We start from the raw sequence: 26,849 nt of genomic DNA, 5'->3' as shown, positions 1-26,849 counted from the left end.
CGTTCAGCCGAAATGGCAGATGTAGCTGTAGGGTTCGCCGCTCACGCGGATCTCGAACTTGGCGTTGCCGGGGATGCTGAATTTCTCGCCGGCGGCGGAGCGCTTCCAGTCGCTTTCGCCGTCGAGGCGGTATTCGCAGCTGCCGGCGGTGCATTCCATGATCTCGGGCGCGCCGGTGCTGAAGGTCAGCGAAGACGGCAGGATCACCCCGACGGTGCACTTGCGGCCATCGGCCAGCGTCACGCCGTGCGAGACGCACTTGCCGTCGAAATACACATTGGCCGAGGTGGCGACGGACACGCCGTCGAGGGTCTTCTGGATGCTCATGGACTGCAGCGATGAGGAGGATGGAACAGGGCCGCGGATTCTAGGGGCCGGTCGGTCGCGCACCGGCGCAGCCCTGCCGGGCTCGCTCACCAGCGCCGGTGCCAGCCGCGCGAGTAGCCGAAGTTGAGCGACAGGCCCACCGGCGGGTAAACATAAGGCGACGGGTAGGCATAGACCGGCGCAGCCACCGGGGCGGGGTAATAGACGGGCGCCGGGTACGTGGTCGTGTAGACGGGATAGCCGGGCGCCACGACGGCCTGGGGCGCGGCAACGGGCATCGGTGCATTCGACACCACGACCCCGGGCTCCGGGGCCACCTGCTCCCAAGGGGCGCGGGTGGCGTAGGTGTTGCCGGCAGGAGGCGGAACCTGGCCCGTCTGCATGCTCGGCTGCGGCGTCACCGGGTAGGTGCTGACGCCCAGGTCGCTCACCTGCAGGCCGATGGTCTGGCCGGGCGGCGTGTCGGTGCGGGTGGTGTAGGTGCGGCCGTTGTACTCGTAGCGCACGCTGTAGCTGGTGCGGCCGTTCTCGACGACCGGGGTGCTCGAGAGCACGCGGCCCTCGGCGTACTGGGGTTGGCTCTGGGCGAAGGTCGGGGCGGCGAGGCTGCCGAGCACGGCCAAGGCCAGAGCGCCGAGCGATGGACGGGGGAAGGTCATGGACATCTCCTGCGTGTGAGAGGCGGCGGACGCGCCGCAACCTCGATTGGACGCCACCCGTTGCGGCGGGTTCAATCCCTCAATGGCCGATGCGGGCCTTCCAGGTGTCGGCATCGAAACCAACGGTAACCGCGCCACCCGGCCATTCGACGACCGGGCGCTTCACCAGACTGGGGTTGGCGCGCAGGGCGGCGGCGGCCGAATCGGCGTCGACCACCGCCTGGCGCGCGCTTTCGTCCAGTTGCCGCCAGGTGGTGCCGCGGCGGTTGACCAGCGGCTCCCAGCCGAGGGCCGCCAGCCAGCGGGCGAGGGCCGTCTCGGGCACGCCCTGCTTCTTGAAGTCGTGGAAGGTGTAGGCCTGGCCCTGGCTGTCGAGCCAGGTGCGGGCGCGCTTGACGGTGTCGCAGTTGGGGATGCCGTAGACGTCGATCATGGGGCGCGATGATGCCTCAGCCGTTGGCGGCCCGTGGCGCGCGGCGCGCCCCCTGCCGCGGCGCGGCGAGCGCCGTCCCGGGGCATCTCCCGTCGCTTGGCCGGTCATTGGTTCGGGGCCGGGGAGCGCGTCAGAGGGCTCGGCGACAATGCCGCCCTCCTATGAAGACCCTCGCCGACTGGCTCGCCTACGCCGAGCAACTGCATGCCAAGAACATCGCCCTCGGGCTGGACCGGGTCCAGGCCGTGGCACGGCGCATGGGCCTCGCGCTGACCTGCCCTGTCATCACCGTGGCCGGCACCAACGGCAAGGGATCCACCTGCGCCATGCTGGAGGCCATCCTGGCCCAGGCCGGCTACCGCACCGGCGTCTACACCTCGCCGCACCTGGTCCATTTCGAGGAGCGCCTGCGCATCGGCGGGCAATCGGTCGAGGGCGAGGCGCTGCTGCCGCATTTCGACGCCGTCGAGACCGCGCGCACGGCCGGCGGCGAAGCCGTTGCGCTGACGTATTTCGAGTTCACCACCCTCGCCATCCTGTCGTGCATGGCAGCCTCGGGCCTCGATGCCGCGATCCTCGAGGTCGGCCTGGGCGGCCGGCTCGACGCCGTCAACATCATCGATGCCGACTGCGCCGTGATCACCAGCGTGGACATCGACCACATCGAATTCCTCGGCACCGACCGTGAAAGCATCGGCACGGAAAAAGCCGGCATCCTGCGCGCGGGCCGGCCCGCCATCGTGAGCGATCCGATGCCGCCGCGCAGCGTGGTGGCCCGCGCCGAGGACCTGGGCGCCGACCTGTGGCTCTCCGGCCGCGATTTCACCGTCAGCGGCGACAAGCAGCAGTGGGCCTGGTCGGGCCGTGGGCGCCGCTATGCGGGCCTGGCCTATCCGGCGTTGCGCGGCGCCAACCAACTGATCAATGCGGCGGGCGTGCTGGCGGCGCTGGAGGCCCTGCGCCCGCGGCTGCCGGTGTCGGCCCAGGCCATCCGCCAGGGCTTTGCCACCGTCGAGCTGCCGGGCCGCTTCCAGATCGTGCCCGGCCAGCCGGCGCTGGTGCTGGACGTGGCCCACAACCCGCATTCGGCGGCGGCCTTGGCCGAGAACCTGGACGCGATGGGCTTCTTTCCGGTCACGCATGCCGTCTTCGGCGCCATGGCAGACAAGGACTTGGCGCCCATCTTCGAACGCCTGGGCCCCCTGGTGGATCGCTGGTACTTTACGGACTTGCCCACGCCGCGCGCCGCGCGGGCCGCGGACCTGATGCGCATGTGGACGGCGCTGAACCGCCGCACGGACGCCAGTGCCTCCCTGCACGCCGACCCCATGGCGGCCCTCTCCGCGGCCACGGCGGCGGCAGACCCGGCTGATAGAATCGTCGTCTTTGGTTCTTTCTTCACCGTCGGCGGTGTTCTCGCGCACGGTGTGCCCCGGCTGACAGCCCGGCATCTGCAGCCGGGTACCTGAATTCGGTCGCTGCGGCGCTATTCGCCCTTCGTCCGCCAGACAGCCGCTCCGCTCGGGGATTCGACGTCCACATGGCTTTCTTCAAGCTTCGATCCAAAGGTTCCCCGGGCAAGGAAGGCCGCGGCAACGTCTCGGCCGCACCGGCCGAAAGCGTCGAATCGCTGCGCCGCCGCGCGCGACACCGCCTCGTCGGCGCCGCCGTGCTGGTGCTACTCGGCGTGATCGGCTTTCCCCTCCTGTTCGACACCCAGCCGCGGCCCGTGGCCGTCGACATTCCCATCGAAATGCCGGACCGGGCCAAGGTCAAGCCGCTGGCACAGGCGGAGGCGCCGGCGGCCGACACCTCGCGCAGCGCTTCCGGCGGCATCGCCTTGCCGCCGCCCGCCAATGGTGTGATCACGGAACGCGCCGATGGCAGTGAGGTGGCGGTGGCGCCCCCTGCCGCGGTACCGGAGCCGCGCCGCGAGGCCGTTGCCAGTTCCGAACCGGCCAAGAGCGAGGCACCGCGCACGGAGCCAGCGCGTGTCGACGCCAAGCCTGAACCGGCCAAGACGCCGGTGACCAAGTCCGAGGCCCCCAAGACCGAAGCCAAGAGCGAGGTCGCCAAGGCCGAGCCCTCGAAGCCCGAGCCCGCCAAGCCAGCCTCGCCGGCGCCGGCGCCGGGCCGCGACGACGGCGCCCGCGCCCGCGCCCTGCTCGAAGGCAAGGCCCCGCAGCAGCAGGTCGTGGCGCAGGCACAGCCCGCGGCCGCAGCACCCGCCGAGGTCGCCGGACGCTTTGTGGTCCAGGTGGGCGCCTTCGCCGACGCCGCCAAGGCCCAGGAAACGCGCCAGAAGCTGGAGCGTGCCGGTCTCAAGACGTACACCCATGTGGCGAAGACGCCCCAGGGCGAGCGCACCCGGGTGCGGGTCGGGCCCTTTTCCTCGCGTGCCGACGCCGACAAGGCCGCCGCCCGCATCAAGGCGCTGGCCCTGCCGGCTGCCGTGCTCACACTCTGATCGCGCTGCGCCATGGCGCTCTTCGACTGGATCGCCGTGATGCTGATCGCGGTGTCGATGCTGATGGGCCTGTGGCGCGGGCTGGTTTATGAAGTGCTGTCGCTGGCGGGGTGGGTCGCGGCCTTCCTGTGTGCGCAGTGGCTGGCGGGCAGTCTGGCTGCGGTCTTGCCTTTCGGTGAACCGGAGGCACCTTGGCGTTACGGGGTGGCGTTTGCGCTCATCTTCATCGTCGTCGCCTTCGTGGGCGGCGCCATTGCGTCGATGACGCGCCGCCTGATCACCGTGGCCGGGCTGCGGCCGGTGGATCGGTCGCTCGGCGCACTATTCGGCGCCGCCCGCGCAGCCGTGGCGCTGCTGGCGATCGCCGTGGTGGTTCATGTGATGGCCTGGCACGACCAGGCCTGGTGGCGCGAGTCGGCCGGCGCGCCCTTCATCGATGCGGCATTGCAGGGTCTCAAGCCCGCGCTGCCGCAGAAACTGGCCAGCTACCTTCCGTAGTTCAGGAAATCAAGGATCTCCCATGTGTGGAATCGTCGGCGTTTTCAGCAACGCGCCCGTCAACCAACTGCTCTATGACGCCATGCTGCTGCTGCAGCACCGCGGCCAGGACGCCGCCGGCATCGTGACGATGCTGGAGCGCAAGTTCTTCATGCACAAGGCCAAGGGCATGGTGCGCGACGTGTTCCGCACCCGCAACATGCGCGCGCTGCCGGGCACCACGGGCCTGGGCCAGGTGCGCTATCCGACGGCGGGCAATGCCTACAGCGAGGAAGAGGCCCAGCCCTTCTACGTCAACGCGCCCTTCGGCATCGTGCTGGTGCACAACGGCAACCTCACCAACGCGCATGCGCTGCGGGCCGAGTTGTTCTCGACCGACCATCGCCATACCAACACCGAGAGCGATTCCGAGGTGCTGCTCAACGTGCTGGCGCACGAGATCGAGCGCGCCACGCGCGGCATCCCCCTGCACATCCAGGACATCTTCACGGCCGTCGAGGCGGTGCACCGTCGGCTGCGCGGCTCCTACGCCGTCATCTCGATGATCGCCGGCCACGGCCTGCTGGTCTTCCGCGACCCGTACGGCATCCGCCCGCTGTGCCTCGGCCGCAATGCTGACGGCGGCGTGATGGTGGCCAGCGAATCGGTGGCGCTGGAAGGCTCGGGCTTCACCTTCGAGCGCGATGTGCTGCCGGGCGAGGCCGTCTTCATCGACCTGCAAGGCCAGGTGCATGCGCGCCAGTGCGCGCCCAACGCCAGCCTGCATCCCTGCATCTTCGAGTTCGTCTACCTGGCGCGGCCCGATTCCACGCTGGACGGCATCTCCGTCTATCAGGCCCGCCTGAACCTGGGCGAGACGCTGGCGCAGCGCGTGGTCTCGACCGTGCCGCCGAGCGAGATCGACGTGATCGTGCCGATTCCCGAGTCCAGCCGCCCGAGCGCCACGCAGCTCGCGCACCTGCTGGGCGTGCCGTACCGCGAGGGTTTCGTCAAGAACCGCTACGTGGGCCGCACCTTCATCATGCCGGGCCAGGCGGTGCGCAAGAAATCGGTGCGCCAGAAGCTCAACGTGATCGCCAGCGAGTTCAAGGACCGCAACGTGCTGCTGGTGGACGATTCCATCGTGCGCGGCACCACCAGCCGCGAGATCGTTCAGATGGCGCGCGACGCCGGCGCCCGCAAGGTCTACATGGCCAGCGCCGCGCCGCCGGTGCGCTTTCCCAACGTCTACGGCATCGACATGCCGACGAAGGACGAGCTGGTGGCCCACGGCCGCACCATCGAGGAGATCCGCCAGATCATCGGCTGCGACGCCCTGATCTACCAGGACGTGGACGCCATGAAGCGCGCCGTGATGAAGGCCGCGCCCAAGACGCCCGGCGCCGTGCCGCTGGGCGGTTTCGAGGCCTCCTGCTTCGACGGCGTGTATGTCACCGGCGACATCGACACCGAGGCCATCACGCGCATGAACGGCAACCGTCCGCGCATTGAGGAGACCGACATCGATTCCTCGCGCCTGACCCTGCCCAACCACAGCGAATGACCATGAGCCCGCAAGATCGCGAACTGCCGGCTGGCCTGCATCCCGAGACCGAGGCCGTGCGCCGCGCCACGGCGCGCAGCCAGTACGGCGAGAACTCCGAAGCGCTGTACCTGACGAGCGGCTACGTCCAGCCGTCGGCAGAGTCCGCCGCCCGCCGCTTCGCCGGCGATGAGGAAGGCTTCACCTACGGCCGCTACGGCAACCCGACGGTCGCCAGCTTCGAGCAGCGCCTGGCCGCGCTCGAGGGCGCCGAGGCCTGCATGTCCACCGCCTCGGGCATGTCGGCCATCCTGATGATGTGCATGGGCCTGCTCAAGGCCGGCGACCACGTGGTGTGCTCGCAGTCGATGTTCGGCTCCACCATCAAGCTGATCGGCTCGGACCTGGCCAAGTTTGGCGTCGAGTCGAGCTTCGTGCCGCAGACCGACATCGCGGCCTGGAAGGCCGCCGTGCGGCCAGGTACCACGCGGCTGCTCTTCGCCGAGACGCCCACCAATCCGCTGACGGAGGTGTGCGACATCGCCGCCCTGGCAGATCTGGCGCACGAGAACGGCGCGCTGATGGCGGTGGACAACTGCTTCGCCACGCCGGCGTTGCAGCGGCCCATGGCCATGGGCGCCGACATCGTCATGCACTCCGGCACCAAGTATCTCGACGGCCAGGGCCGCGTGATGGCCGGCGCGCTGTGCGCCAGCCAGAAGATGGTCACGGAGAAGTTCCTGCCGGTGCTCAAGAGTGCCGGCATGACGCTCGCGCCCTTCAACGCCTGGGTGGTGCTCAAGGGCCTGGAGACGCTGGACATCCGCATGAAGGCGCAGGCCGCCAAGGCGCTGGCGTTGGCGCGCTGGCTGGAGGCGCATCCCGGCGTCGGGCGCGTGTACTACCCTGGCCTTGCCAGCCATCCGCAGCATGAACTGGCCATGGCGCAGCAATCGGGCAGCGGCGGGGCGGTGCTGTCCTTTGACGTGAAGGCTTCCGACCCTGAGCAGGCTCGCCGCCGCGCCTTCCATGTGCTGGACGCGATGCAGTGGCTGTCGCTGGCCACCAATCTGGGCGACACCAAGACCATGTGCGCGCACCCGGCCAGCACCTCGCACGGTCGCCTGACCGAGGCGCAGCGCCAGGCTGCTGGCGTGGGCCAGGGCCTGATTCGCGTGGCCGTGGGCCTCGAACACACCGACGATGTCGCCGCGGACCTCGACCGCGGCCTGAGCTCCCTTCCCGCATGACGAACGCACGCACCCGGACCCGCTTCGCCCCGTCGCCGACGGGCTTCATCCACCTGGGCAACATCCGCTCGGCCTTGTACCCCTGGGCCTTCGCCCGCTCCACTGGCGGCGACTTCATCCTGCGCATCGAGGACACCGACCTCGAGCGCTCGACCCAGGCCGCCGTCGACGTGATCATCGAAGGCATGGCCTGGCTGGGCCTGGACCATGATGAAGGTCCCTTCTATCAGATGCAGCGCATGGACCGCTACAAGGCGGTGTTGGCGGAGATGCAGGCCCAGGGCCTGGTCTATCCCTGCTACATGAGCGTGGCGGAGCTCGACGCTCTGCGCGAGCGCCAGATGGCCGCCAAGGAAAAGCCGCGCTACGACGGCACCTGGCGGCCCGAGCCCGGCAAGACGCTGCCGGCAGTCCCCGAGGGCGTGCAGCCGGTGCTGCGCTTCAAGAACCCCGTCGGCGGCGTCGTCGCCTGGGACGACAAGGTCAAGGGCCGCATCGAGATCCGCAACGACGAGCTGGACGACTTGGTCATCGCCCGGCCCGACGGCACGCCCACGTACAACTTCTGCGTGGTTGTCGACGACATCGACATGGCCATCACCCATGTCATCCGCGGCGACGACCACGTCAACAACACGCCGCGGCAGATCAACATCTTCCGCGCTCTCGGCAAGGAGCCACCGGTCTATGCCCACCTGCCCACCGTGCTGAACGAGCAGGGCGAGAAGATGAGCAAGCGCAACGGCGCCAAGCCGGTGACGCAGTACCGCGACGAGGGCTACCTCCCTGACGCCATGGTCAACTACCTGGCCCGTCTGGGCTGGAGCCATGGCGACGACGAGATCTTCAGCCGCGCGCAGTTCCTGGAATGGTTCGACCTGGACCACCTGGGCCGCAGCGCCGCCCAGTTCGACGAGGCCAAGCTGCGCTGGGTGAATGCCCAGCACCTCAAGGCCATGGCCGACGACCAGCTCGCGCCGCTGGTGGCAGCCCAGCTTGCCAAGCGCGGCATCACGGCGGACGAGCGCCTGCCAGCCATCTGCGGCCTGTTCAAGGATCGCTGCGACACCACCGTGGCACTGGCCGACTGGAGCGCGGCTTTCTACGCGCCCGTCACCGCCAGCGAGGCGGATCGCGCGCAGCACATCACCGACGCTGTGCGCCCGGCGATCACTTCGCTGGCCGAGAAGTTGGCCGGAGTGGCGGCCTGGGACAAGCCCTCCATCGCCGCGGCGATCAAGGAAGTGCTGGCCCAGCACGGCCTCAAGATGCCCGCCCTGGCCATGCCCGTGCGCGTGCTGGTGATGGGCACGCCGCAGACGCCTTCACTCGACGCCGTGCTCGCGCTTTTTTCTCCGGACACCGTGCAAGAAAGATTGCGCAACGCGTAAAAACCTGCATATAATGCAAGGCTCGACACCTGACAGGGTCGACGTCAAAAGCGTCGGTCGAAACGGGGGTATAGCTCAGCTGGGAGAGCGCTTGCATGGCATGCAAGAGGTCATCGGTTCGATCCCGTTTACCTCCACCATCAAGGTGTCGTCGTAGAGAGTCGCAAGACTTTCGTCCAAGGTTTTGACCCTATCGTCTAGAGGCCTAGGACATCACCCTTTCACGGTGAGTACCGGGGTTCGAATCCCCGTAGGGTCGCCAAGTTCGTAGCACTTGGCTCTGTCAGCAGAGCGCAAAGCTGCCTGCCAGGAGTGGTAGTTCAGTTGGTTAGAATACCGGCCTGTCACGCCGGGGGTCGCGGGTTCGAGTCCCGTCCACTCCGCCAGATTCCAGTTCGCAGGCGCAAGCCTTCGATCTCAAGGTCTCGGTGAAAGCCAAGATCAGTGGGGGTATAGCTCAGCTGGGAGAGCGCTTGCATGGCATGCAAGAGGTCATCGGTTCGATCCCGTTTACCTCCACCACTTCAAACCAGTCCAGGTTTAGACCCTATCGTCTAGAGGCCTAGGACATCACCCTTTCACGGTGAGTACCGGGGTTCGAATCCCCGTAGGGTCGCCAAGTTCGTAGCGCTTGGCTCTGTCTACAGAGCGCAATGCTGCCTGCCAGGAGTGGTAGTTCAGTTGGTTAGAATACCGGCCTGTCACGCCGGGGGTCGCGGGTTCGAGTCCCGTCCACTCCGCCAGTCATCCAAAGCCCTTGCCGTTCTGCAGCAAGGGCTTTTTCTTTGGGCCCTGCGCAGTGCACTGCAGGGGCCTTGCCGCCGTTCAAAGCCTCAATGCCTGCGCATACCCCGTCATTTCGAGGTAGCCGCGGCCGACGCGGCGACCGGTCGTGTCGAGCAGATCGCTCAGGCCTTCCCAGTAAATGGCGCCGGTCGAGGCGCGACTGTCCAGTTCCTGGTCGTCGACCAGGGCGCGGACCTCGAAGCGGCCGGCGGGTGTATGGACCTGGCACTGCACCGGGTAGCGTGCCCGCGAGAGCGGGCTCGTCCAGAACCGAAGCGGCTCGAATCGCACGTCCTTGTCTTCGAAGGCCTGCGCTTGCCCGCCCGCCGGCCGCCACGAGCCGCCCGCCCAGAGCGCGCTGCCGTCCGCACGGCGCAGGCGGAAGGCCGTGAGGGCGCTTCCGTCGTCCAGGTTCATGCCGATCCAGTCCCAGCCTACCGCTTGCGGGTGCAGCAGCGCCTCGCTCCATTCGTGGTCGAGCCAGGCCCGTCCCTCCACCCGCAGGGGTGCTTGTCCTTTGACGGCGATGCGACCTTGCACCGCCAGTTGCGGCTGGCTGTAGTAGTAGCTGGCTTGCGCCGCCTCGGGGCCCTTGCGCGAAAGGCCGGCCTTCCCCTGCAACAACACGGCCTGGGTGGGTTGCAGGCGCAGGGAGAGGCCGAAATCGGCGCCCGGCGCCTCGGCGGCATAGGCACCGCTGTCGGCATTGCGCACCAGCGACCAGTCACGCAGCCGCACGTGCGTGTCGTCCTCGGCAGCCTCGGCGATGCCGAAGCCGGCACGGGCGATGCGCTGGTCATGGTGCAGCTTGCCAGCCTGCAGGTCGGTCAGCGCGGCATGGGCGAACAGCAGTTGCCGTGCCGCGAACGCCGACCGCAGAGACTGCGTGCCGTCCACCCGCGAGCGGAAGAAGGTGAGTTGAAAGCCGTAGCGTGCGCCTTGCGGCGACTCGGCATGCCCCGTGGCGTACCACCATTCCGTGCGCAGTCCGGGATGGCTGCCGTGGTCACGGGGAAAGTGCAGGGCGCGCGCAGGCAGCGCCCAGGACGAAGGCAATGGCAAGAACCCGCCAGCCAGCAGGGCCAACACGCGTCGCCGGGTGGCGGTCCGGCCGGCGAGCAGCGGACTCAAGGGCACAAAAGGCATCGGTGGATGATCGCCGATGGCGCACGCCCGCGGCAGAAGCGGGGTAGCACCATCCTCTCACCGGAGGCGTGGGACGGTGAGTGCGCGCGGCACGGGCCTGCCGAGCGCATCGGCGGTGGCCCGCTTCGAGTCCCTCAGCCGTGCAGCGCCGCCTCGATGCCCCGGACAGCCTCGGCGCAGTCGCCGAACCGGCCCTCGACCCAGCGCCCGTCATGGTAGGTCGCAAGGTAGCGCTCGCCCGAGTCGCACAGCAGCGACAGCACCGAGCCGCTGCGGCCCTGCTCGCGCATCTCGTGCGCCAGCGCCAGCATGCCGACGAAGTTGGTGCCCGTCGACGGGCCCACCTTGCGGCCCAGCAGATTGGACAGCACCCGCATGCCCGCGATGGAGGCGACGTCGGGCATCGGGATCATGCGATCCACGACGCTGGGGATGAAGCTCGGCTCCACGCGTGGACGGCCGATGCCCTCGATGCGCGAGCCGGCGCCTTCGCAGTCCCAGTCGCCCGTGGCGTGGAACTCGGCGAAGGCGGAGCCTTCGGGGTCGACCACCGCCAACTGTGTCGCATGCCCGCGAAAGCGCACGTAGCGGCCGATGGTCGCGCTGGTACCGCCCGTGCCGGCGCCCACCACGATCCAGGCCGGCACGGGATGCCGCTCCTGCGCCATCTGCTGGAACATGCTGTCCGCGATGTTGTTGTTGCCCCGCCAGTCGGTGGCCCGTTCCGCATAGGTGAACTGGTCCATGTAGTGGCCGCCGCATTCATGGGCCAGGTCTTCCGCCTCGTCGTAGACCTCCCACGCGTGGTCCACGAAGTGGCAGCGGCCGCCGTAGAAGGCGATCTGCGCCACCTTCTCGGCCGAGGTACTGCGCGGCATCACGGCCACGAAGGGCAGACCCAGCAACCGGGCGAAGTAGGCCTCGCTCACAGCCGTCGAGCCGCTGGAGGCCTCGATCACCGTGGTGCCTTCGCGCACCCAGCCGTTGACCAGCGCGTGCAGGAAGAGCGAGCGCGCGAGCCGGTGCTTAAGGCTGCCGGTCGGGTGGGTGGATTCGTCCTTCAGGTAGAGGTCGATGCCGGCCGCCTCGAAGGCGGGCAGCGGCAGGGGAATGAGGTGGGTGTCGGCGCTGCGCTGGTAATCGGCCTCGATGCGGCGCATCGCGTTGTTCAGCCAGGCACGCGCGCTGTCTTGCGAGAACTGACTCATTTCGCAGGCGGCTGGCAGAAGGCCTGGAAACCTTCGAGGGTGTTGGGGAAGCCCTTGTCCCGGGCCAGCTCCCAGGGCCGCTCGCAGCGCTGGACGGCCTGGCACCACAGGTAGCCGGCCGATATCTTGCAGCTTTGCGGGCCCTCGGTGGCGCCGTTGCCGTCCGCGCCGACGATGCGCGGTGGCGGGGGCGCGAGAGGGATGGCATCGACGGGCCGCGGGCCGTCCGCCGGCGCCGCACAGGCGCCGAGAAGAAGCGCGGCTGTGCCTGCCAGCGCGAGAAGGCGTACGCGCATCGGCTCAGCCCACTTCCGCGATCAGCTCGATCTCGACGCAGGCGCCCATCGGGATCTGCGCCACGCCGAAGGCGCTGCGGGCATGGGCGCCGCGTTCGCCGAAGACCGCGGCGAAGAGTTCGCTGGCGCCGTTGGTCACCAGGTGCTGTTCGGTGAAGGTGGGGGCCGAGTTGACCAGGCTCATCACCTTGACGATGCGGCGCACGCGCTCCAGGTCGCCCACGGCAGCCTGGAGGGTGCCCAGCAGGTCGATCGCGATGGCGCGGGCGGCCTGCTTGCCTTCGTCGGTGCCCATGTCCACGCCCAGCTGGCCCACCCAGGGCTTGCCGTCCTTCTTGGCGATGTGGCCGGACAGGAACACGAGGTTGCCGGTCTGCACGAAGGGCACGTAGGCGGCGGCGGGAACGGCGACGGGCGGCAGTTCGATGCCGAGTTGCTTGAGCGTGTCTTGGATGGACATGGAGGACTCCGGGATTCGGGATGGAGAAAGTAGGGTCGCGGCCGGGACGGGCGCCGTCGCCGGCAGGGTTGCCCGCCGTCGGGCGGCAGGCGCAGGGTCAGCGATTGTCCGGCATGGGCGCGGGCCGGCCGCCGTCGCGGTCCTCGGCACCGGCCGCGGCAGGCGCGATCGAGGAAGCAGCAACGGCCGACGTCGCGGCCACGTCCTGTGCCAGCGCCGCCGCAAGGCCTTCGCGCCGGGCGGCCGGCAGTTCGTCGAAGGGTTGCACGGTGACGCCCACGTCCAGGACATGGCGGGCACCGCCGTGCAGCACGCCGCGCATGGGTGAGACGTCGGCGAAGTCGCGGCCCACGGCCAGCACCACATAGTCCGGGCCGGGCTGGCGGCCGTTGGTGGGGTCGAAGCCGGCCCAGTCGCCCAGGCCGGAGGCCGGATGCTGCGCATCGGCGCCGGCGCCGGCGCCGGGCAGGTAGACCTCCACCCAGGCGTGCGAGGCGTCCGCGCCCACCAGCCGCGGCTGGCCCGGCGGCGGTTGCGTCAACAGGTAGCCGCTCACATAGCGCGCGGGCAGGCCCAGCGCGCGGCAGCAGGCGATCATGATGTGGGCGAAGTCCTGGCAGACGCCGCGGCGCTGCGCCAGCGCCTGCACGGCCGGCGTGTTGATCTCGGTGCTGCCGCTGGCGTATTCGAAGTCGCGGTGGATGCGCAGCGTGAGCTCCATGGCTGCCTCGAACAGCGGCCGGCCCGGCGGGAAGCTGGCCCGCGCATAGGCGGCGAAGTCGTCGTGCGGCGGCACGTGGCGCGACGGAAAGACGAAGTCGGAGGCCGCATCGTCATGCTGGCCCGCCCGGTAGCGGAAGCGCTCGCGCACCACGTCCCAGGCCAGGCGTGTGTCGGCCTGCGGCGAAAGCGCCGGTTGCGCCGTGCGCACCAGGCTTTCCGCAGTGACCACCAGCTGGTCGTGCGTGGACTCGAGGGCGAAGAAGGTGCGGCGGTTGCCGTAGATGTCGTCCGATTCGCTGCGGTGCACGGGCGCGGGGGAGATGGCCAGGCGATGGTCCAGCACGGCCTGGCAGCCCAGGTCGCGTGGGCGCAGGTGCGCCATGTGCTGGGCCGTCTCGACGGCGGGCGCGTAGTCGTAGCGGGTCTCGTGGGTGACGTGCAGCAGCATGGTCAGACGCCCACCGAGCGCACGGTCTCGAAGGTGAGGGTGAAGTAGCGCACGCCGATGGCGTCCGACACGTGGTAGGCCGCCGTCTCGCAGCGTGCGAGCGTCTGCATCAGCGTGCCGTAGCGGCCGTCGGGGCCGGGGTCGCACAGAAGCTCCAGCGACCAGTCGTCCGGATTGGGCAATTCGTACGACAGCGCCGTGAGCCGGTCGGGCGCGCTGCCGGCCAGCTTCGCCAGGCGCTTGCGTAGCGTGTGCGTGACCCAGGCCAGTGAGCGCGGGTTGTCGCCGTCCTGCACGAGCAGATCGACCAGCGAGGCCACGTCGCGCCGCTGCTGGTAGCGGGCATGGAAGGTGATGGTGCTGTCGAACAGGCCCACCAACGCCTCGAAGCCGCTGGCCTCGTGCACGGTGCCGTGCTCGAAGCCCGCGGCCAGCGCGCTGGCCAGGAAGGCCAGCCGCTCGATGTGACGGCCGATGGACAGCAGCCGCCAGGCGTCGTCGCGCGTCATGCGGTCGGTCTGGGCACCGGTGATGGCGGCAAGTGCGGCGCTCGTGGCCTCCAGCGTGCGCAGCGTGGCGCCCACGGCATAGCGGCCTTCGCCGCTCTCGCCGGCCTGCTCCTGGAAGCGGCGCACGAGGTCGGCCTCGGCGCGCACGATGTGATTCCAGTGCTCCTGCGACAGGCGCTCGCGCACGGCCTGCGCCGCCTCGCGCAGGCAGCGCAGGTTGAAGCCCACGCTGCGGCCGTTCTGCGCCTGACCAAGTTCGGCGATCAGCGCGCGCTCGAACAGGCGCCGGCTGTGCGCGGCGCGGGCGCCTTCGTGCTGGCGTGCCAGGCCGGGCACCTCGCGCGGCACCAGGGCGTTGCGCAGGGCCATCTCATGCAGCCAGGCCACGAGCGGGCGGGAGAACTGGTCCTCGCCGCTCAGGTTCTCGAGCGTGAGCCGGGCCAGGCGCAGCGTGTTCTCGGCCCGCTCGGTGTAGCGGCCCAGCCAGTACATGTTCTCGGCCGCGCGGCTGGTGACTGGCGCGCGGTGGCGCTGCAGCGAAGCCGGCGTGCTCTGCGGCGCCAGGCGGGTGCTGCGGTCCACCTCGCCCTCGGTCTGCACCCACACGTCGGCGCTGCTGCCGCCGCGTTGCATCGAGGCGATCTGCGCATCCTGGCCGGCCAGCCGGGCCAGGCCGCCGGGCAGCACGCGCCAGCTCTGCGGCCCGTCGTTGACGGCAAAGACGCGCAGCATCACCGCCTTGGGCACGATGCGGCCGGGCCCCAGGTCCTGCGCCCAGGTGGGCATCTGGGACAGCGGGAGGTAGCTCTGCACCGTATGGGCGTCGCTCTGGCGGATGATGCGGCCGGCCCATTCGTCCAGCGCACGCTGGTCCAGCTGGGTGCCGAGCACGGCCTCGAAGCTGGGATGGATGGTCGAGCCCGGATAGGTGGGCTTGACCGCGCATTCGGCCAGGCGGGGCAGGGCGGCTTCCATGGCGGCCCGCTCGCCACACCACCAGGTGGGCAGGGCCGGCAGGGCCAGTTCCTCGCCCAGCAGGCGCCGCGACAGCGCCGGCAGAAAGCCCAGCAGCGCGGGCGATTCGAGGAAGGCCGAGCCCGGCATGTTGGCGATCAGCAGATTGCCGGCGCGGATCACCTGCAGCAGGCCGGGCACGCCCAGGGTGGAGTCGGGCCGCAGCTCCAGCGGATCGAGGAAGGGATCGTCCAGCCGCTTGATGAGGCCGTGCACCGGGCGAAGGCCCTGCAGCGTCTTGAGATACAGGCGCTCGTCGCGCACGGTGAGGTCGTTGCCCTCCACCAGCGTCACGCCCAGGTAGCGCGCGAGATAGGCGTGCTCGAAGTAGGTTTCGTTGTACGGCCCTGGCGTCAGCAGGGCGATGTGCGGCGGCGAGCCGGCCGGGCACATGCGCTGCAGGCCGTCCATCATGGCCGTGTAGGTGGCGGCCAGGCGCTGCACCTGCAGCGACTCGAAGGCCTGTGGAAACTGCCGCGACACGGCCAGCCGGTTCTCCAGCAGGTAGCCCAGACCCGAGGGCGCCTGGGTGCGCTGGGAGACGACCCACCAGTTGCCGTCCGGCCCGCGCGCCAGGTCGAAGGCGGCAATGCGCAGCCACGTGTCGCCGGGCGGCTTCACGCCGTGCATCTGGCGCAGATAGCCGGGATGGCCGCGCACCAGGGCGGCGGGCAGCAGGCCTTCCTGCAGCAGGGCCTGCGGGCCGTACACGTCGGCCATCACGCGGTCGAGGATGCGCACGCGTTGCAGCACGCCGGTCTCGATCTGCGCCCAGCTGCCGGGCGGCACGATCAGCGGGAAGAGGTCCAGCGACCAGGGCCGCTGCGGCCCGTCGGTGTCCGCATAGACGTTGTAGGTGACGCCGTTGTCGCGGATCTGGCGTTCCAGGCTCAGGGCCCGGCGCGGCAGGTCGGCGAAACCTTCGGGGCCCAGTTCCTCGAAGAATTGCGTCCAGGCCGGCGTCAGTGTGCCGGCTGCTTCGTCCGGGGGCGTGGGCGCTTCGTCGGCCTCATCGGCGACGGGCTCTGCGGTGGCCAGGGCAAGCGCGGGGGCAGCGGTGGAAACCGGGCCGGCCGGCGGCACAGCCGGCCGCTGCGGGCTCGTGCGGCCACGCAGTTCGTCGAAGTGGCCCGGCTCCGCCGCGGGCGCCAAGGCGGCCGCGAAGGCGGCTGGTGTTTCCAGCCCCTGGGCGTCGAAGAGAGAGTCGTTCAGCGGATCCACAGCCGGCGGATTGTCACATCGGATTCACAGAGGACCGGCGGGCGCCCGAGGGCGGCCCGCTGACCGTGATCGATTGCACGACGGCCCGGCGTGGCGCAGAGCCGCGGCGCACGCCAGGGGCGGCCGCACCGGCCGCCCGCGGGCCAGGCCGCGGCCCCGGCGATCACCGCCGCAGGTCCAGCGTGAACGGGAACTCGCGGCTGCCCACCACCTCGATGTTGGCCGGCGGCGTGCGCAGCATGCCGGGCGTGTGGCCCATGCGCGAGAAGCGCGCCAGGCGCCGGCTTTCGGCCTCGTAGGCATTGACGGGGAAGGTGGTGTAGTTGCGCCCGCCCGGGTGGGCGACGTGGTACTGGCAGCCGCCCAGCGAGCGCTTCATCCAGGTGTCGACGATGTCGAAGGTCAGCGGCGCATGCGGATGGATGGTCGGGTGCAGCGACGAGGGCGGGTTCCAGGCCTTGTAGCGCACACCGGCCACGTACTCGCCGGCCACGCCGGTGGGCTGCAGCGGCAGCACCTTGCCGTTGACGGTGACGACATAGCGGCTCTGGTTGAGGCCGGTGACGCGCACCTCCACCCGCTCCAGCGACGAATCGACATAGCGAACCGTGCCGCCGGGCGCGCCCTGTTCGCCCATCACGTGCCAGGGCTCCAGCGCGTTGCGCAGCGACAGCTCCACACCCATGGCCTGCACCTCGCCGACCAGCGGGAAGCGGAACTCGAAATGCGGCGCGAACCATTCGGCTTCGAAGGGGAAGCCCGCCTGGCGCATCTCGGCGATCACGTCGTCGAAGTCCATCTTGACGAAGGTGGGCAGCAGGAAGCGGTCGTGCAGTTCGGTGCCCCATCGGGTGGCCGGCGCCTGGTAGGGCGTGTCCCAGAAGCGGGCGATGAGGGCGCGCAGCAGCAGCTGCTGCACGATGCTCATGCGGGCATGGGGCGGCATCTCGAAGGCGCGCAACTCGAGCAGGCCCAGGCGGCCGGTCGGGCCGTCGGGCGAGTAGAGCTTGTCGATGCAGAACTCGCTGCGGTGCGTGTTGCCGGTGACGTCGATCAGGATGTTGCGCAGCGTGCGGTCCACCAGCCAGGGCGGCATGCCCTGACCGTAGAGCTCGCGGTTGCGCACGATCTCCTTGATGGCGATCTCCAGCTCGTAGAGCTGGTCGTTGCGGGCCTCGTCCACCCGCGGCGCCTGGCTGGTCGGGCCGATGAACATGCCCGAGAACAGGTACGACAGCGAGGGATGGTTGTGCCAGTACAGCACCAGGCTGGCCAGCAGCTCGGGCCGGCGCAGGAAGGGGCTGTCGGCCGGCGTGGCGCCGCCCAGCACGAAGTGGTTGCCGCCGCCGGTGCCGGTGTGGCGGCCGTCGGTCATGAACTTCTCGGCCGTCAGGCGCGTCTGGAAGGCCGCGTCGTAGAGGAACTCGGTGTGCTGCACCAGTTCGCCCCAGTTGTGCGCGGGGTGGATGTTGACCTCGATCACGCCCGGGTCGGGCGTGACCTGCAGCATCTTGAGGCGCGCATCGCGCGGCGGCGGGTAGCCTTCGAGCACGATCTGCATGCCCAGCTCCTCGGCCGTGGCTTCGACCGCGGAGAGCAGGTCGAGGTAGTCCTCCAGGAAGGCCAGGGGCGGCATGAAGACGTAGAGCACGCCCGAGGCCTGGCCCACCTTCTCGGCGGCCGGGCCGTTGGCGCGGCGCGGGTCGCGTGCTTCCACGCACAGGGCCGTGCGCGTGATCCAGTGCGCCGATTCGCCGCGGCTCGGGAAGCGGACGTTGGCGCCGTCCGCCACATGGCGCGCGCTGCCGTCGCCGGGGGCCACGTCCCCGCCGGTGGCACCGGTCGCACTCGGCGGTTGCAGGCGCACCGTGGCACTGGCGCTGCGCGGTGCGCCTTGCACATAGGCCACGTCACCGGCTGCGGCGCCCATGCCACCCTGTCCCCAGGCTTCGGCATAGCGGGCCCGCAGTTCGGCGGCCGGGGGCAGCGCGGCCTGCGGCGCATGCGGATCGCGGTCGATCAGGTAGGGGAAGTCGCCCTTGGCCGCCCAGGGCTGCGAATCCAGCGGCAGGCGGTAGCCCATGGGCGAATCGCCCGGGATCAGGTACATGCGGTCGTCGCGCAGGAACCAGGGGCCGGTCTTCCAGCCGGCACCGGCCAGGGACGGGTTGTCCGTCGCGTTGGAGGAGGGCTCCAGCGGCAGCACGTAGCCGATTACGGCATCGAGCTTCTGCGTGAACACGCGGCGCAGGCGGGCGCGCTCCAGTTCGTCGTCGAGGTTGGACTCGAAGGGGTCGACGTTGACCGGCAGCCGGCGCTCGCGCCAGAGGTAGTAGTAGACGTCCTCGTAGCCTGCCTGGATGAAGCGCTCCGACAAACCCAGCTTGCCGGCCAGGGTGCGGGTGAAGCGATCGGCGTCGGCGCTGGTGTAGTGGGCGGGCTTGCGTTCGTCGGCGAAGAGGGCGGGGTTGTGCCAGATCGGCTGGCCGTCGGCGCGCCAGAAGATCGACAGTGCCCAGCGCGGCAACTGCTCGCCTGGGTACCACTTGCCCTGGCCGAAATGCAGGAAGCCGCCGTGGCCGTATTCGGCGCGCAGGCGGTCCACCAGTTCGGTCGCATAGCCGCGCTTGGTGGGGCCGAGGGCGTCGGTGTTCCATTCGGCGGCGTCACGGTCGCTGGTGGCCACGTAGGTGGGCTCGCCGCCCATGGTCAGGCGCACGTCGCCAGCGGCCAGGCGGGCATCGACCGCCTCGCCCAGGGCCAGCACCTCGGCCCACTGGTCGTCGGTGTAGGGCTTGGTGACGCGCGGCGATTCGTAGATGCGGCTGACGACCATCTCGTGGTCGAACTCGACCTCGGCCTCGTCCACCAGGCCCTCGATGGGCGCGGCGCTCGACGGGTTGGGCGTGCAGGCCAGCGGGATGTGGCCTTCGCCGGCCAGCAGGCCGGAGGTGGCGTCCAGGCCAATCCAGCCGGCGCCGGGCAGGTAGACCTCGCACCAGGCATGCAGGTCGGTGAAGTCGACTTCGGTGCCGCTCGGGCCGTCGAGCGACTTGACGTCGGGCGTGAGCTGGATCAGGTAGCCCGACACGAAGCGCGCCGCCAGGCCCATGTGGCGCAGCAACTGCACCAGCAGCCAGCCGGAATCGCGGCAGGAGCCGCTGGCTTTCTCGAGCGTCTCTTCCGGCGTCTGCACGCCGGGCTCCATGCGGATGAGGTACTTGACGTCCTGCTGCACCTGCTGGTTGAGCTGGACCAGGAAGTCGATGGTGCGCTTCTCGCTGCGATCGATCTTCTCGAGGTAGGCCGCCACCAGCGGCGTGGCCGGCTCCGTCACCAGGTAGGGCGCCAGTTCCTCGGCCTGCGCCTTGGAGTACTTGAAGGGCACCGTCTCCGCGTGCGGCTCGAGGAAGAAGTCGAAGGGGTTGTAGACCGCCATCTCGACCACGAGGTCGACCGTGACGGTGAACTCGGTCGTCTTCTTCGGGAAGACCAGCCGCGCCTGGTAGTTGGCGAAGGGATCCTGCTGCCAGTTGATGAAGTGCTCGGCCGGCTCGACGCGCAGCGAGTACGAGATCACGTTGCTGCGGCAGTGCGGCGCGGGGCGCAGCCGCACGACCTGCGGGCCCAGTTGGACGGGCCGGTCGTACTTGTAGCGTGTGACGTGGTGGAGGGCGGCGTGGATCGACATGGGACTCGGTGGTTTGGGCTTATTCTGGTGACGGCGCGCGTGCAGCAATGACGGGCCCGAGGGCGCATGCTAGCCGAGAAGCAAGCAAGGACTGCGCCATCGGACCCCCCATGCGGCGGGCCGTTCAGGGAGAGAAACAGGCTTGAACACAGGCAGGGTGGCGGTGCGCGCAGGAGGGTGCCTGCGCGCCGTGACGGGGTCATGGCGGGGCAGGGGATGGCCGGGTCTGATGGCGGGGCTGGCCGGCGCCATCGTCGGCATCGCGCTGCAGCTGCGGCAGCCCGCGCTCTGGCCGGTCGGGCCCTATGCCGTGGCGGCGCTGGTGGGGCTGGCGGCCTGGCTGCTCTCTGGCCTCCTGCCTGTGCAGCGCCATCGCGCCGGCCTGCTGCTGGCGCTGGTGGCCGGCTTGGCGGGGGGATTCGCCCAGACGGGCTGGCGTGCCGTTGATCGCCTGGCCGGGGCGCTGGCGCCGGCCCTCGAAGGCCGCGATCTCATCCTCCAGGGGCGCGTGACGGGCATGCCGCAGCGGCGCGATGGCGGCCTGCGCTTCGAGTTCACGACCGAGGGCGAGGCGCCGCTGCCCGGTCGGCTGATCCTGTTCTGGCCGGACGCCGTCGCGTCGCCCGCGCCGTTGCATGTGGGCGAGGGTTGGCGGTTGCCGGTACGGCTGCGTGCACCGCACGGCACGCTCAATCCGCACGGTTTCGACTACGAGCTCTGGCTGTTCGAGCAGGACATCCAGGCGACCGGCTCGGTACGACCTGCGCCGGCTCCCCTGCGACTGCAGACGCCCTCGTGGTGGGAGTGGCCGCTCGAGCGTGCCCGTGAGGCCGTGCGCGACCGCATCCTCGAACGCACGGGCGGCAGCAGCGCGGGCCGGGTGGTGGCGGCGCTGGTCACCGGCGACCAGTCGGCCATCGCGCCGGCCGACTGGACCGTCTTCCGCCTGACGGGCGTCGCCCACCTGATGAGCATCTCGGGCCTGCACGTGACCATGTTCGCCTGGCTGGCAGCGGCCGTGGTCGGCTGGCTCTGGCGGCTCAGCCCGCGATTGATGCTGCGCTGGCCGGCCCAGCATGCCGGTCTGGCCGGCGGCGTGCTGCTGGCGGCCCTCTACGCGGCCTTCAGCGGCTGGGGGCTGCCTTCGCAGCGCACGGTGTGGATGCTCGCGCTGGCCGTGCTGCTGCGGCTGTCGGCCCGGCGCTGGCCCTGGCCGGTGGCATGGCTGGTGGTCTTCGCGCTGGTGGTGGCCATCGATCCGTGGGGGCTGATGCAGGCGGGCTTCTGGCTCAGCTTCGTCGCGGTCGCCGTACTGTTCGCCACCGATGCGGGGCCGGCCGTGGGCCCGCAGGGGCGGGGTGCGGCATTGCGGCGCCTGCTGCGCGAGCAGGGCGTGGTGACCGTCGCGCTGGCGCCGCTGGGGCTGATGCTGTTCCAGCAGGTCTCGGTGGTGGGCCTGGCGGCGAATCTGATTGCGATTCCGGCCATCACGCTGGTCGTGACGCCGCTGGCCATGGCAGGCATCGCCGTGCCGGCCTGCTGGGATATGGCGGCACTGGCGGTGGAGGCGCTGCGCAGCGCGCTGGCCTGGGCGGCGACGCTGCCCGGTGCGACCTTCAGTGCGGCCGCACCGCCGCTGTGGGCGGCGGCCGCGGGCGTGCTCGGCGGCATGCTGCTGGTCATGCCCGGCCCCTGGCGCTGGCGGCTGCTCGGTCTGCCGCTTGCGCTGCCGGTGCTGCTGTGGAAGGCCGAGCCCGTGACGCCCGGCGACTTCGAGGTGCTGGCGGCCGACGTGGGGCAGGGCAGTGCGATCGTCGTGCGCACGGCGGGCCATGTGCTGCTGTTCGACGCAGGCCCGCGCTACGGCCCGCGCAGCGATGCCGGCGAGCGGGTGCTGGTGCCGCTGCTGCGCGCCCTGGGCCTGCGGCTGGACCGGCTCCTGCTGAGTCACCGCGACACCGACCACACCGGCGGCGCCGAGTCCGTGCGCGCCGCCCAGCCGGCGGTGGCCGACTTCGGCGCTCCTTGCGCACGCGGCCTGCGCTGGCGCTGGGAAGGCGTCGATTTCGAGGTGCTGCACCCCGCGCCCGAGGCCGCCCAGCCGCTGGCCCAGCGCAATGCCGATTCCTGCGTGCTGCGCATCGACAACGGCCGCGCCAGCGCCCTGCTGACCGGCGACGTCGAGCAGGCGCAGGAACTGCAACTCGTGCAGGAAAGGGGCGACAGTCTTCGCACCGACCTGCTGATCGTGGCCCACCACGGCAGCCGCAGCTCGTCCAGTTTGCCCTGGCTGCGTGCCGTGCGGCCACGCGTGGCCGTCGCCCAGAACGGCTGGCGCAATCCCTTCGGCCACCCGGCGCCCGAGGTGCGGGCACGCTACCTGTCCGAGGGCATCCCCTTCTTCGAATCCGCGCGCTGCGGGGCGGCCCATTGGCGCAGCACCGAGCCGGATGCCGTCCGCTGCGAGCGGGTGCATGCAGCCCTGTACTGGCACCACCGACCGCCGCCGCCCGAAGGTCAAGAATGAAAACTTTTGCGCACGGTGGGGCCGGGAGATGGCCTTGAACTTGCTAAGCTATGGCTCAAGGAGATTGGTCGTTCCATGCACAAGTTCGATGAAATGTATGAGCGGCTCCCCTACGAAGGGGCCGCGATCCGACAGCACTACCAGCGATACGACCAATGGCTCGCGAAGCAACCCCCCGAGGTGATGCGTTCGCGCCGTGAAGAGGCGGAGATGATCTTCCGCCGGGTCGGCATCACCTTTGCCGTGTACGGCGCCAAGGACGAGGATGGCTCGGGCACCGAGCGCCTCATCCCCTTCGACCTGTTGCCGCGGATCATCCCGGCCGACGAGTGGGCGTCGATGGAGAAGGGGCTGGTGCAGCGCGTGACGGCACTCAACCGCTTCATCCACGACATCTACCACGACCAGGAGATCGTCAAGGCCGGCATCGTGCCGGCCGAGCAGATCCAGGGCAATGCCCAGTTCCGCCCCGAGATGATGGGCGTGAACGTGCCCAACAACATCTATTCCAACATCTCCGGCATCGACATCGTCCGCGCGCCCGACAGCGCCGGCAAGGGCGAGTACTACGTGCTGGAAGACAACCTGCGGGTGCCCAGCGGCGTGAGCTACATGCTCGAGAACCGCAAGATGATGATGCGGCTCTTTCCGGAGCTGTTCGCGCAGAACCGCGTGGCGCCCGTCGCCCACTATCCCGACCTGCTGCTCGAGACGCTGCGCGCCAGCGCGCCGCCGGCCACGGCCGAGCCCACGGTGGTGGTGCTCACGCCCGGCATGTACAACAGCGCCTACTTCGAGCATGCCTTCCTGGCCCAGCAGATGGGCGTGGAACTGGTCGAGGGCCAGGATCTGTTCGTCAAGGACGACTTCGTCTACATGCGCACCACGCGCGGCCCGCGCCGCGTCGACGTGATCTACCGCCGCGTGGACGACGACTTCCTCGACCCCGAGGTGTTCCGCCCCAATTCGACGCTGGGCTGCGCCGGCCTGATGCGCGCCTACAAGGCGGGCAACGTGGTCATCTGCAATGCGGTGGGCACGGGCATCGCCGACGACAAGTCCATCTACCCCTACGTGCCCAAGATGGTGGAGTTCTACCTCGGCGAGCAGCCGATCCTGAAGAACGTGCCCACCTGGATGTGCCGCAACAAGGACGACCTGGACTATGTGCTCGCGCACATGGAAGACCTGGTCGTCAAGGAGGTGCACGGCGCCGGCGGCTACGGCATGCTGATCGGCCCGGCGTCGACCAAGGCCGAGATCGACGAGTTCCGCGAGGTGGTGCGGGCCAAGCCCGATGGCTACATCGCGCAGCCCACGCTGAGCCTGTCCTCGTCGCCGACTTTCGTCGACGCCGGCATCGCGCCGCGCCACATCGACCTGCGACCCTTCGTGCTGTCGGCCAAGGAAGTGCAGATGGTGCCGGGCGGCCTCACGCGCGTGGCACTCAAGGAAGGCTCGCTGGTCGTCAACTCCTCGCAGGGCGGCGGCACCAAGGACACCTGGGTGCTGGAGCCCGACCGCCGCTTCGCCGGCAAGAACGGTCAGAGCCAGTCGCAGACCCAGGGTGGCCAGGGGCAGTCGCAGTCCCAGAGCCAGTCGATGAACTCGTCCTCTTCCGCGGCCTGAGGCAGCACCCTTCGATTTCGAGAAAGACAAGACCCATGCTGTCCCGTACCGCCGACCACCTCTACTGGATGTCGCGCTACACCGAGCGGGCCGAGAACACGGCGCGCATGCTCGACGTCAACTACCAGACCTCCCTGCTGCCCCAGTCGGCCGAAGTGGCCCAGCTGGGCTGGCAGGGCGTGCTGTCCATCAGCGAACTGCGGCCCGCCTACTTCCAGAAGCATGACGCCATCACGCCCGAGGGCGTCATGGAGTTCATGGTCAAGGACGAGAGCAATCCGTCCTCCATCGTGTCCTGCCTCAAGGCCGCGCGCGAGAACGCCCGCGCGGTGCGGGGCGCCCTCACCACCGAGTCGTGGGAGACGCAGAACACCACCTGGCTGGACGTGCTTCGCATGCTGCGCCAGGGCGAGTTCGAGCGCGACCCGGGCCAGTTCTTCGAATGGGTGAAGTTCCGCTCGCACCTGTCGCGCGGCGTCACGCAGGGCACCATGCTGCAGGACGAGGCGTACCACTTCCTGCGCCTGGGCACCTTCCTGGAGCGGGCCGACAACACGGCCCGGCTGGTGGACGTGAAGTTCCACGCCATGAACAGCGAGTTCTTCGGTGGCGGCACCGAAGAGCACCAGGAATACGACTTTTACCACTGGAGCGCGATCCTGCGCAGCGTCTCGGCGTTCGAGGTCTACCGCAAGGTCTACCGCAACGTGATCAAGCCGGAGCGCGTGGCCGAGTTGCTGATCCTGCGCGCCGACATGCCGCGCTCGCTGCACGCCAGCCTGGTCGAGGTGGTCAACAACCTGAGCAAGGTCGCCAACGACCAGAGCGCCGAAACCTTGCGCCGCGCCGGCAAGCTGCTGGCCGAACTGCAGTACGGCCGCGTGGACGAGATCCTGGCCACCGGGCTGCATGCGTATCTCACGCAATTCCTGGATCGCATCAATGAGCTGGGGATGCGGGTCAGCCAGGATTTCCTGGTTCCGACGAATTAAGGAACCCCCTCAGCCGCTTTGCGGTGGCTGCTCAGCCTGCCGTCGCTTGCCGTACGGCGTGTTCCCACCGCGCCATGGCCGCCTCGGCCTGCGTGCGGCTGAGTGTGGGCAGGAAACGGCGCTCTGCTTTCCACAAAGCTGACAGCTCTTCCGTGCCGGCGTAGACACCGCTCGACAGGCCGGCCAGGAAGGCGGCGCCCAGGGCCGTGGTTTCGACCACCGCGGGGCGGACGACCGGAATGCCCAGCAGGTCCGCCTGGAACTGCATCAGCAGGTCGTTGACGCAGGCGCCGCCGTCCACGCGCAGCTCGGCGACGGGCGTGCCGCCGGCGGCCTCGACGTCGCGGCTCATGGCGGCGAGCAGCGCGGCGCTCTGGTAGGCGATGCTCTCCAGCGCGGCGCGGGCGATGTGGGCCACGGTCGTGCCGCGCGTCAGGCCGGTGATGGTTCCGCGGGCGTCGGCGTTCCAGTAGGGCGCGCCCAGGCCGGTGAAGGCGGGCACCATCATCACGCCGCCGGCATCGGGCACGCTCTCGGCCAGGGCCTGCACCTCGGCGCTGCCCTTGATGGCCTGCAGGCCGTCGCGCAGCCACTGCACCACGGCACCGCCGACGAAGACGCTGCCTTCCATCGCGTATTGGGCGACCGCAGCCTGGGCTGTAGCCGCGCCCGGCGCGCCGCCTCCAGCGACAAGGCCGTTCTGGATTCCGGTGGCCCGCGGCGCGGCGCCACGGCCGGCAGGCGCTACCGTCAACTGAGCAGCGCTGGTCACCACCAGGCCATTGCTCGACGGCTGGAAGCGCTCGCCCGTATGCATCAGCAGGAAGCAGCCAGTGCCATAGGTGTTCTTGGCCATGCCGGCGTCGAAGCAGGCCTGGCCGAAAAGGGCCGCCTGCTGGTCGCCGGCCACGCCGCCGATGGGCAGGGCGGCGCCCAGCAGGGCTGGGTCTGTTTCGCCGAACAGGCTGCTGGAGGGCTGCACCTGCGGCAGCAGCGCGGCTGGGATGTCCAGCGCAGCCAGTAGCTCGTCGTCCCAGACATTGCGATGCACGTCGAAGAGCATGGTGCGGGAGGCGTTGGTCACGTCCGTCGCATGCACGCGGCCTCCGGTCAGCTGCCAGATGAGCCAGCTGTCCACGGTGCCGAAGGCCAGCTCGCCCGCTTCGGCCTGCGCGCGCAGGCCGGGCATTTCGTCCAGCAGCCAGCGCAGCTTGGTGGCGGAGAAGTAGGCGTCGATGACCAGGCCGGTCTTGCGCTGGATCTCGGCCTGCATGCCCTGGGCGCGCAGCTCTGCGCACAGCGGCTCGGCGCGGCGGTCCTGCCAGACGATGGCATGGTGCACGGGCTGGCCGGTGCGGCGGTTCCACAGCACGGTCGTCTCGCGCTGATTGGTGATGCCGATGGCACGGACGTCGCTGGCCTTCAGGCCGGCCTTGGCGAGCGCGTCGCGGGCGGTGGCCAACTGGCCGCGCCAGATCTCCATCGGGTCGTGCTCCACCCAGCCCGGCTGCGGATAGATCTGCGGCAGTTCGCGCTGGGCCATGGCCACGATGCGGCCGCCGCGGTCGAACACGATGCTGCGTGAGCTGGAGGTGCCCTGGTCCAGGGCGAGCAGGTAGTCGGTGGGGGATGCCATGGTGTCGTCTCCGTTG

20 protein-coding genes and 6 tRNA genes are annotated in these 26,849 nt (G+C 69.7%); 15 read left to right on the top strand and 11 right to left on the bottom strand.

Features of this window, described 5'->3' with window-relative positions; translation table 11 throughout:
* Window positions 1-3: 3 nt before the first annotated feature.
* The 3 genes from KBC94_RS11900 to KBC94_RS11890 form a co-directional block, all read right to left on the bottom strand.
* Complete coding sequence (locus tag KBC94_RS11900; RefSeq protein ID WP_294370233.1) at window positions 4-327, bottom strand: pyrimidine/purine nucleoside phosphorylase; 324 nt, start codon at window positions 325-327, stop codon at window positions 4-6.
* A gap of 86 nt (window positions 328-413) precedes the next feature.
* Window positions 414-986, bottom strand: a complete 573-nt coding sequence (locus tag KBC94_RS11895) for a hypothetical protein (RefSeq protein ID WP_294370232.1) — start codon at window positions 984-986, stop codon at window positions 414-416.
* A gap of 79 nt (window positions 987-1,065) precedes the next feature.
* Window positions 1,066-1,419, bottom strand: coding sequence for an ArsC family reductase (locus tag KBC94_RS11890; RefSeq protein ID WP_294370230.1), 354 nt, complete (start codon window positions 1,417-1,419; stop codon window positions 1,066-1,068).
* 161 nt (window positions 1,420-1,580) lie between these two features.
* Here KBC94_RS11890 and folC point away from each other — a divergent pair, with 161 nt between their 5' ends.
* The 12 genes from folC (at window position 1,581) to KBC94_RS11830 (ending at window position 9,290) form a co-directional block, all read left to right on the top strand.
* Window positions 1,581-2,888: a bifunctional tetrahydrofolate synthase/dihydrofolate synthase gene (folC, locus tag KBC94_RS11885; protein WP_294370227.1), complete on the top strand. Its 1,308-nt coding sequence runs from the start codon at window positions 1,581-1,583 to the stop codon at window positions 2,886-2,888.
* Between the two features lie 71 nt (window positions 2,889-2,959).
* On the top strand, window positions 2,960-3,886 hold the full coding sequence (locus KBC94_RS11880; protein ID WP_294370226.1) for an SPOR domain-containing protein: 927 nt from the start codon (window positions 2,960-2,962) through the stop codon (window positions 3,884-3,886).
* Window positions 3,887-3,898: 12 nt separating this feature from the next.
* Window positions 3,899-4,384: a CvpA family protein gene (locus tag KBC94_RS11875; RefSeq protein WP_294370224.1), complete on the top strand. Its 486-nt coding sequence runs from the start codon at window positions 3,899-3,901 to the stop codon at window positions 4,382-4,384.
* Between the two features lie 22 nt (window positions 4,385-4,406).
* Window positions 4,407-5,927 (top strand): amidophosphoribosyltransferase, encoded by a 1,521-nt coding sequence (purF, locus tag KBC94_RS11870; protein WP_294370222.1) that lies wholly within the window; start codon window positions 4,407-4,409, stop codon window positions 5,925-5,927.
* Window positions 5,928-5,929: 2 nt separating this feature from the next.
* Window positions 5,930-7,156 (top strand): O-succinylhomoserine sulfhydrylase, encoded by a 1,227-nt coding sequence (locus KBC94_RS11865; protein WP_294370221.1) that lies wholly within the window; start codon window positions 5,930-5,932, stop codon window positions 7,154-7,156.
* Window positions 7,153-8,547, top strand: a complete 1,395-nt coding sequence (gene gltX / locus KBC94_RS11860; RefSeq protein ID WP_294370220.1) for a glutamate--tRNA ligase — start codon at window positions 7,153-7,155, stop codon at window positions 8,545-8,547. The genes KBC94_RS11865 and gltX overlap by 4 nt, the downstream gene beginning before the upstream one ends.
* Window positions 8,548-8,611: 64 nt before the next feature.
* Window positions 8,612-8,687: transfer RNA gene (locus tag KBC94_RS11855), tRNA-Ala, on the top strand.
* A 46-nt stretch (window positions 8,688-8,733) separates the two neighbouring features.
* Window positions 8,734-8,809, top strand: a tRNA-Glu gene (locus tag KBC94_RS11850).
* A gap of 47 nt (window positions 8,810-8,856) precedes the next feature.
* Window positions 8,857-8,933: transfer RNA gene (locus KBC94_RS11845), tRNA-Asp, on the top strand.
* Window positions 8,934-8,993: 60 nt separating this feature from the next.
* Window positions 8,994-9,069 (top strand) — tRNA-Ala (locus tag KBC94_RS11840).
* A gap of 21 nt (window positions 9,070-9,090) precedes the next feature.
* Window positions 9,091-9,166 (top strand) — tRNA-Glu (locus KBC94_RS11835).
* Between the two features lie 47 nt (window positions 9,167-9,213).
* Window positions 9,214-9,290 (top strand) — tRNA-Asp (locus KBC94_RS11830).
* A gap of 82 nt (window positions 9,291-9,372) precedes the next feature.
* Here KBC94_RS11830 and KBC94_RS11825 read toward each other — a convergent pair.
* The 7 genes from KBC94_RS11825 to KBC94_RS11795 form a co-directional block, all read right to left on the bottom strand.
* Entirely contained in the window at window positions 9,373-10,479 is a 1,107-nt protein-coding gene (locus tag KBC94_RS11825; RefSeq protein WP_294370218.1) for a carotenoid 1,2-hydratase, read from the bottom strand.
* A gap of 134 nt (window positions 10,480-10,613) precedes the next feature.
* Complete coding sequence (locus KBC94_RS11820) at window positions 10,614-11,687, bottom strand: PLP-dependent cysteine synthase family protein (RefSeq protein ID WP_294370216.1); 1,074 nt, start codon at window positions 11,685-11,687, stop codon at window positions 10,614-10,616.
* Window positions 11,684-11,983, bottom strand: a complete 300-nt coding sequence (locus tag KBC94_RS11815) for a hypothetical protein (RefSeq protein WP_294370215.1) — start codon at window positions 11,981-11,983, stop codon at window positions 11,684-11,686. Before KBC94_RS11815 ends, KBC94_RS11820 begins: the two co-directional genes overlap by 4 nt.
* 4 nt (window positions 11,984-11,987) lie before the next feature.
* Window positions 11,988-12,443: a RidA family protein gene (locus KBC94_RS11810; RefSeq protein ID WP_294370214.1), complete on the bottom strand. Its 456-nt coding sequence runs from the start codon at window positions 12,441-12,443 to the stop codon at window positions 11,988-11,990.
* A 97-nt stretch (window positions 12,444-12,540) separates the two neighbouring features.
* Window positions 12,541-13,614, bottom strand: a complete 1,074-nt coding sequence (locus tag KBC94_RS11805; protein WP_294370213.1) for a transglutaminase family protein — start codon at window positions 13,612-13,614, stop codon at window positions 12,541-12,543.
* A gap of 2 nt (window positions 13,615-13,616) precedes the next feature.
* The gene (locus KBC94_RS11800; protein ID WP_294370211.1) at window positions 13,617-16,358 is read right to left on the bottom strand and encodes a circularly permuted type 2 ATP-grasp protein; all 2,742 of its coding nucleotides are present in this window, start codon (window positions 16,356-16,358) and stop codon (window positions 13,617-13,619) included.
* Between the two features lie 163 nt (window positions 16,359-16,521).
* Window positions 16,522-20,049 carry a DUF2126 domain-containing protein gene (locus KBC94_RS11795; RefSeq protein ID WP_294370209.1) on the bottom strand — a complete coding sequence of 1,176 codons (3,528 nt, stop codon included), beginning with the start codon at window positions 20,047-20,049 and terminating at the stop codon, window positions 16,522-16,524.
* A gap of 229 nt (window positions 20,050-20,278) precedes the next feature.
* Between KBC94_RS11795 and KBC94_RS11790 the strand changes: the two genes are divergently transcribed.
* From KBC94_RS11790 to KBC94_RS11780, 3 genes are all read left to right on the top strand, one after another.
* Entirely contained in the window at window positions 20,279-22,576 is a 2,298-nt protein-coding gene (locus tag KBC94_RS11790; RefSeq protein WP_294370207.1) for a DNA internalization-related competence protein ComEC/Rec2, read from the top strand.
* A 75-nt stretch (window positions 22,577-22,651) separates the two neighbouring features.
* Window positions 22,652-24,205: a circularly permuted type 2 ATP-grasp protein gene (locus tag KBC94_RS11785; RefSeq protein WP_294370204.1), complete on the top strand. Its 1,554-nt coding sequence runs from the start codon at window positions 22,652-22,654 to the stop codon at window positions 24,203-24,205.
* A 35-nt stretch (window positions 24,206-24,240) separates the two neighbouring features.
* The gene (locus KBC94_RS11780) at window positions 24,241-25,197 is read left to right on the top strand and encodes an alpha-E domain-containing protein (RefSeq protein WP_294370202.1); all 957 of its coding nucleotides are present in this window, start codon (window positions 24,241-24,243) and stop codon (window positions 25,195-25,197) included.
* A 31-nt stretch (window positions 25,198-25,228) separates the two neighbouring features.
* On the opposite strand, the gene glpK is transcribed toward KBC94_RS11780, so the two are convergent.
* A complete protein-coding gene (gene glpK / locus KBC94_RS11775; RefSeq protein ID WP_294370200.1) occupies window positions 25,229-26,833 on the bottom strand; it encodes a glycerol kinase GlpK in 1,605 nt (534 codons plus the stop codon).
* Window positions 26,834-26,849: the final 16 nt, after the last annotated feature.

This window comes from Pseudacidovorax sp. (assembly GCF_017991995.1).
In the GTDB taxonomy this organism is placed as follows: domain Bacteria; phylum Pseudomonadota; class Gammaproteobacteria; order Burkholderiales; family Burkholderiaceae_C; genus Xenophilus.
Note: the sequence above shows the minus strand (reverse complement) of the source record. Positions and strands in the feature narration are given on the sequence as shown.

Bases quoted from the DNA above. Each gene is read 5' to 3' on its own strand.
- folC (WP_294370227.1), top strand. From the start codon at position 1,581: ATGAAGACCCTCGCCGACTGGCTCGCCTACGCCGAGCAACTGCATGCC.
- KBC94_RS11825 (WP_294370218.1), bottom strand. From the start codon at position 10,479: ATGCCTTTTGTGCCCTTGAGTCCGCTGCTCGCCGGCCGGACCGCCACC.
- KBC94_RS11880 (WP_294370226.1), top strand. From the start codon at position 2,960: ATGGCTTTCTTCAAGCTTCGATCCAAAGGTTCCCCGGGCAAGGAAGGC.
- KBC94_RS11795 (WP_294370209.1), bottom strand. From the start codon at position 20,049: ATGTCGATCCACGCCGCCCTCCACCACGTCACACGCTACAAGTACGAC.
- KBC94_RS11865 (WP_294370221.1), top strand. From the start codon at position 5,930: ATGAGCCCGCAAGATCGCGAACTGCCGGCTGGCCTGCATCCCGAGACC.
- KBC94_RS11780 (WP_294370202.1), top strand. From the start codon at position 24,241: ATGCTGTCCCGTACCGCCGACCACCTCTACTGGATGTCGCGCTACACC.
- KBC94_RS11805 (WP_294370213.1), bottom strand. From the start codon at position 13,614: ATGCTGCTGCACGTCACCCACGAGACCCGCTACGACTACGCGCCCGCC.
- KBC94_RS11890 (WP_294370230.1), bottom strand. From the start codon at position 1,419: ATGATCGACGTCTACGGCATCCCCAACTGCGACACCGTCAAGCGCGCC.
- KBC94_RS11790 (WP_294370207.1), top strand. From the start codon at position 20,279: ATGGCGGGGCTGGCCGGCGCCATCGTCGGCATCGCGCTGCAGCTGCGG.
- KBC94_RS11900 (WP_294370233.1), bottom strand. From the start codon at position 327: ATGAGCATCCAGAAGACCCTCGACGGCGTGTCCGTCGCCACCTCGGCC.
- glpK (WP_294370200.1), bottom strand. From the start codon at position 26,833: ATGGCATCCCCCACCGACTACCTGCTCGCCCTGGACCAGGGCACCTCC.
- KBC94_RS11815 (WP_294370215.1), bottom strand. From the start codon at position 11,983: ATGCGCGTACGCCTTCTCGCGCTGGCAGGCACAGCCGCGCTTCTTCTC.
- purF (WP_294370222.1), top strand. From the start codon at position 4,407: ATGTGTGGAATCGTCGGCGTTTTCAGCAACGCGCCCGTCAACCAACTG.
- KBC94_RS11875 (WP_294370224.1), top strand. From the start codon at position 3,899: ATGGCGCTCTTCGACTGGATCGCCGTGATGCTGATCGCGGTGTCGATG.
- KBC94_RS11820 (WP_294370216.1), bottom strand. From the start codon at position 11,687: ATGAGTCAGTTCTCGCAAGACAGCGCGCGTGCCTGGCTGAACAACGCG.
- KBC94_RS11895 (WP_294370232.1), bottom strand. From the start codon at position 986: ATGACCTTCCCCCGTCCATCGCTCGGCGCTCTGGCCTTGGCCGTGCTC.
- KBC94_RS11785 (WP_294370204.1), top strand. From the start codon at position 22,652: ATGCACAAGTTCGATGAAATGTATGAGCGGCTCCCCTACGAAGGGGCC.
- KBC94_RS11810 (WP_294370214.1), bottom strand. From the start codon at position 12,443: ATGTCCATCCAAGACACGCTCAAGCAACTCGGCATCGAACTGCCGCCC.
- gltX (WP_294370220.1), top strand. From the start codon at position 7,153: ATGACGAACGCACGCACCCGGACCCGCTTCGCCCCGTCGCCGACGGGC.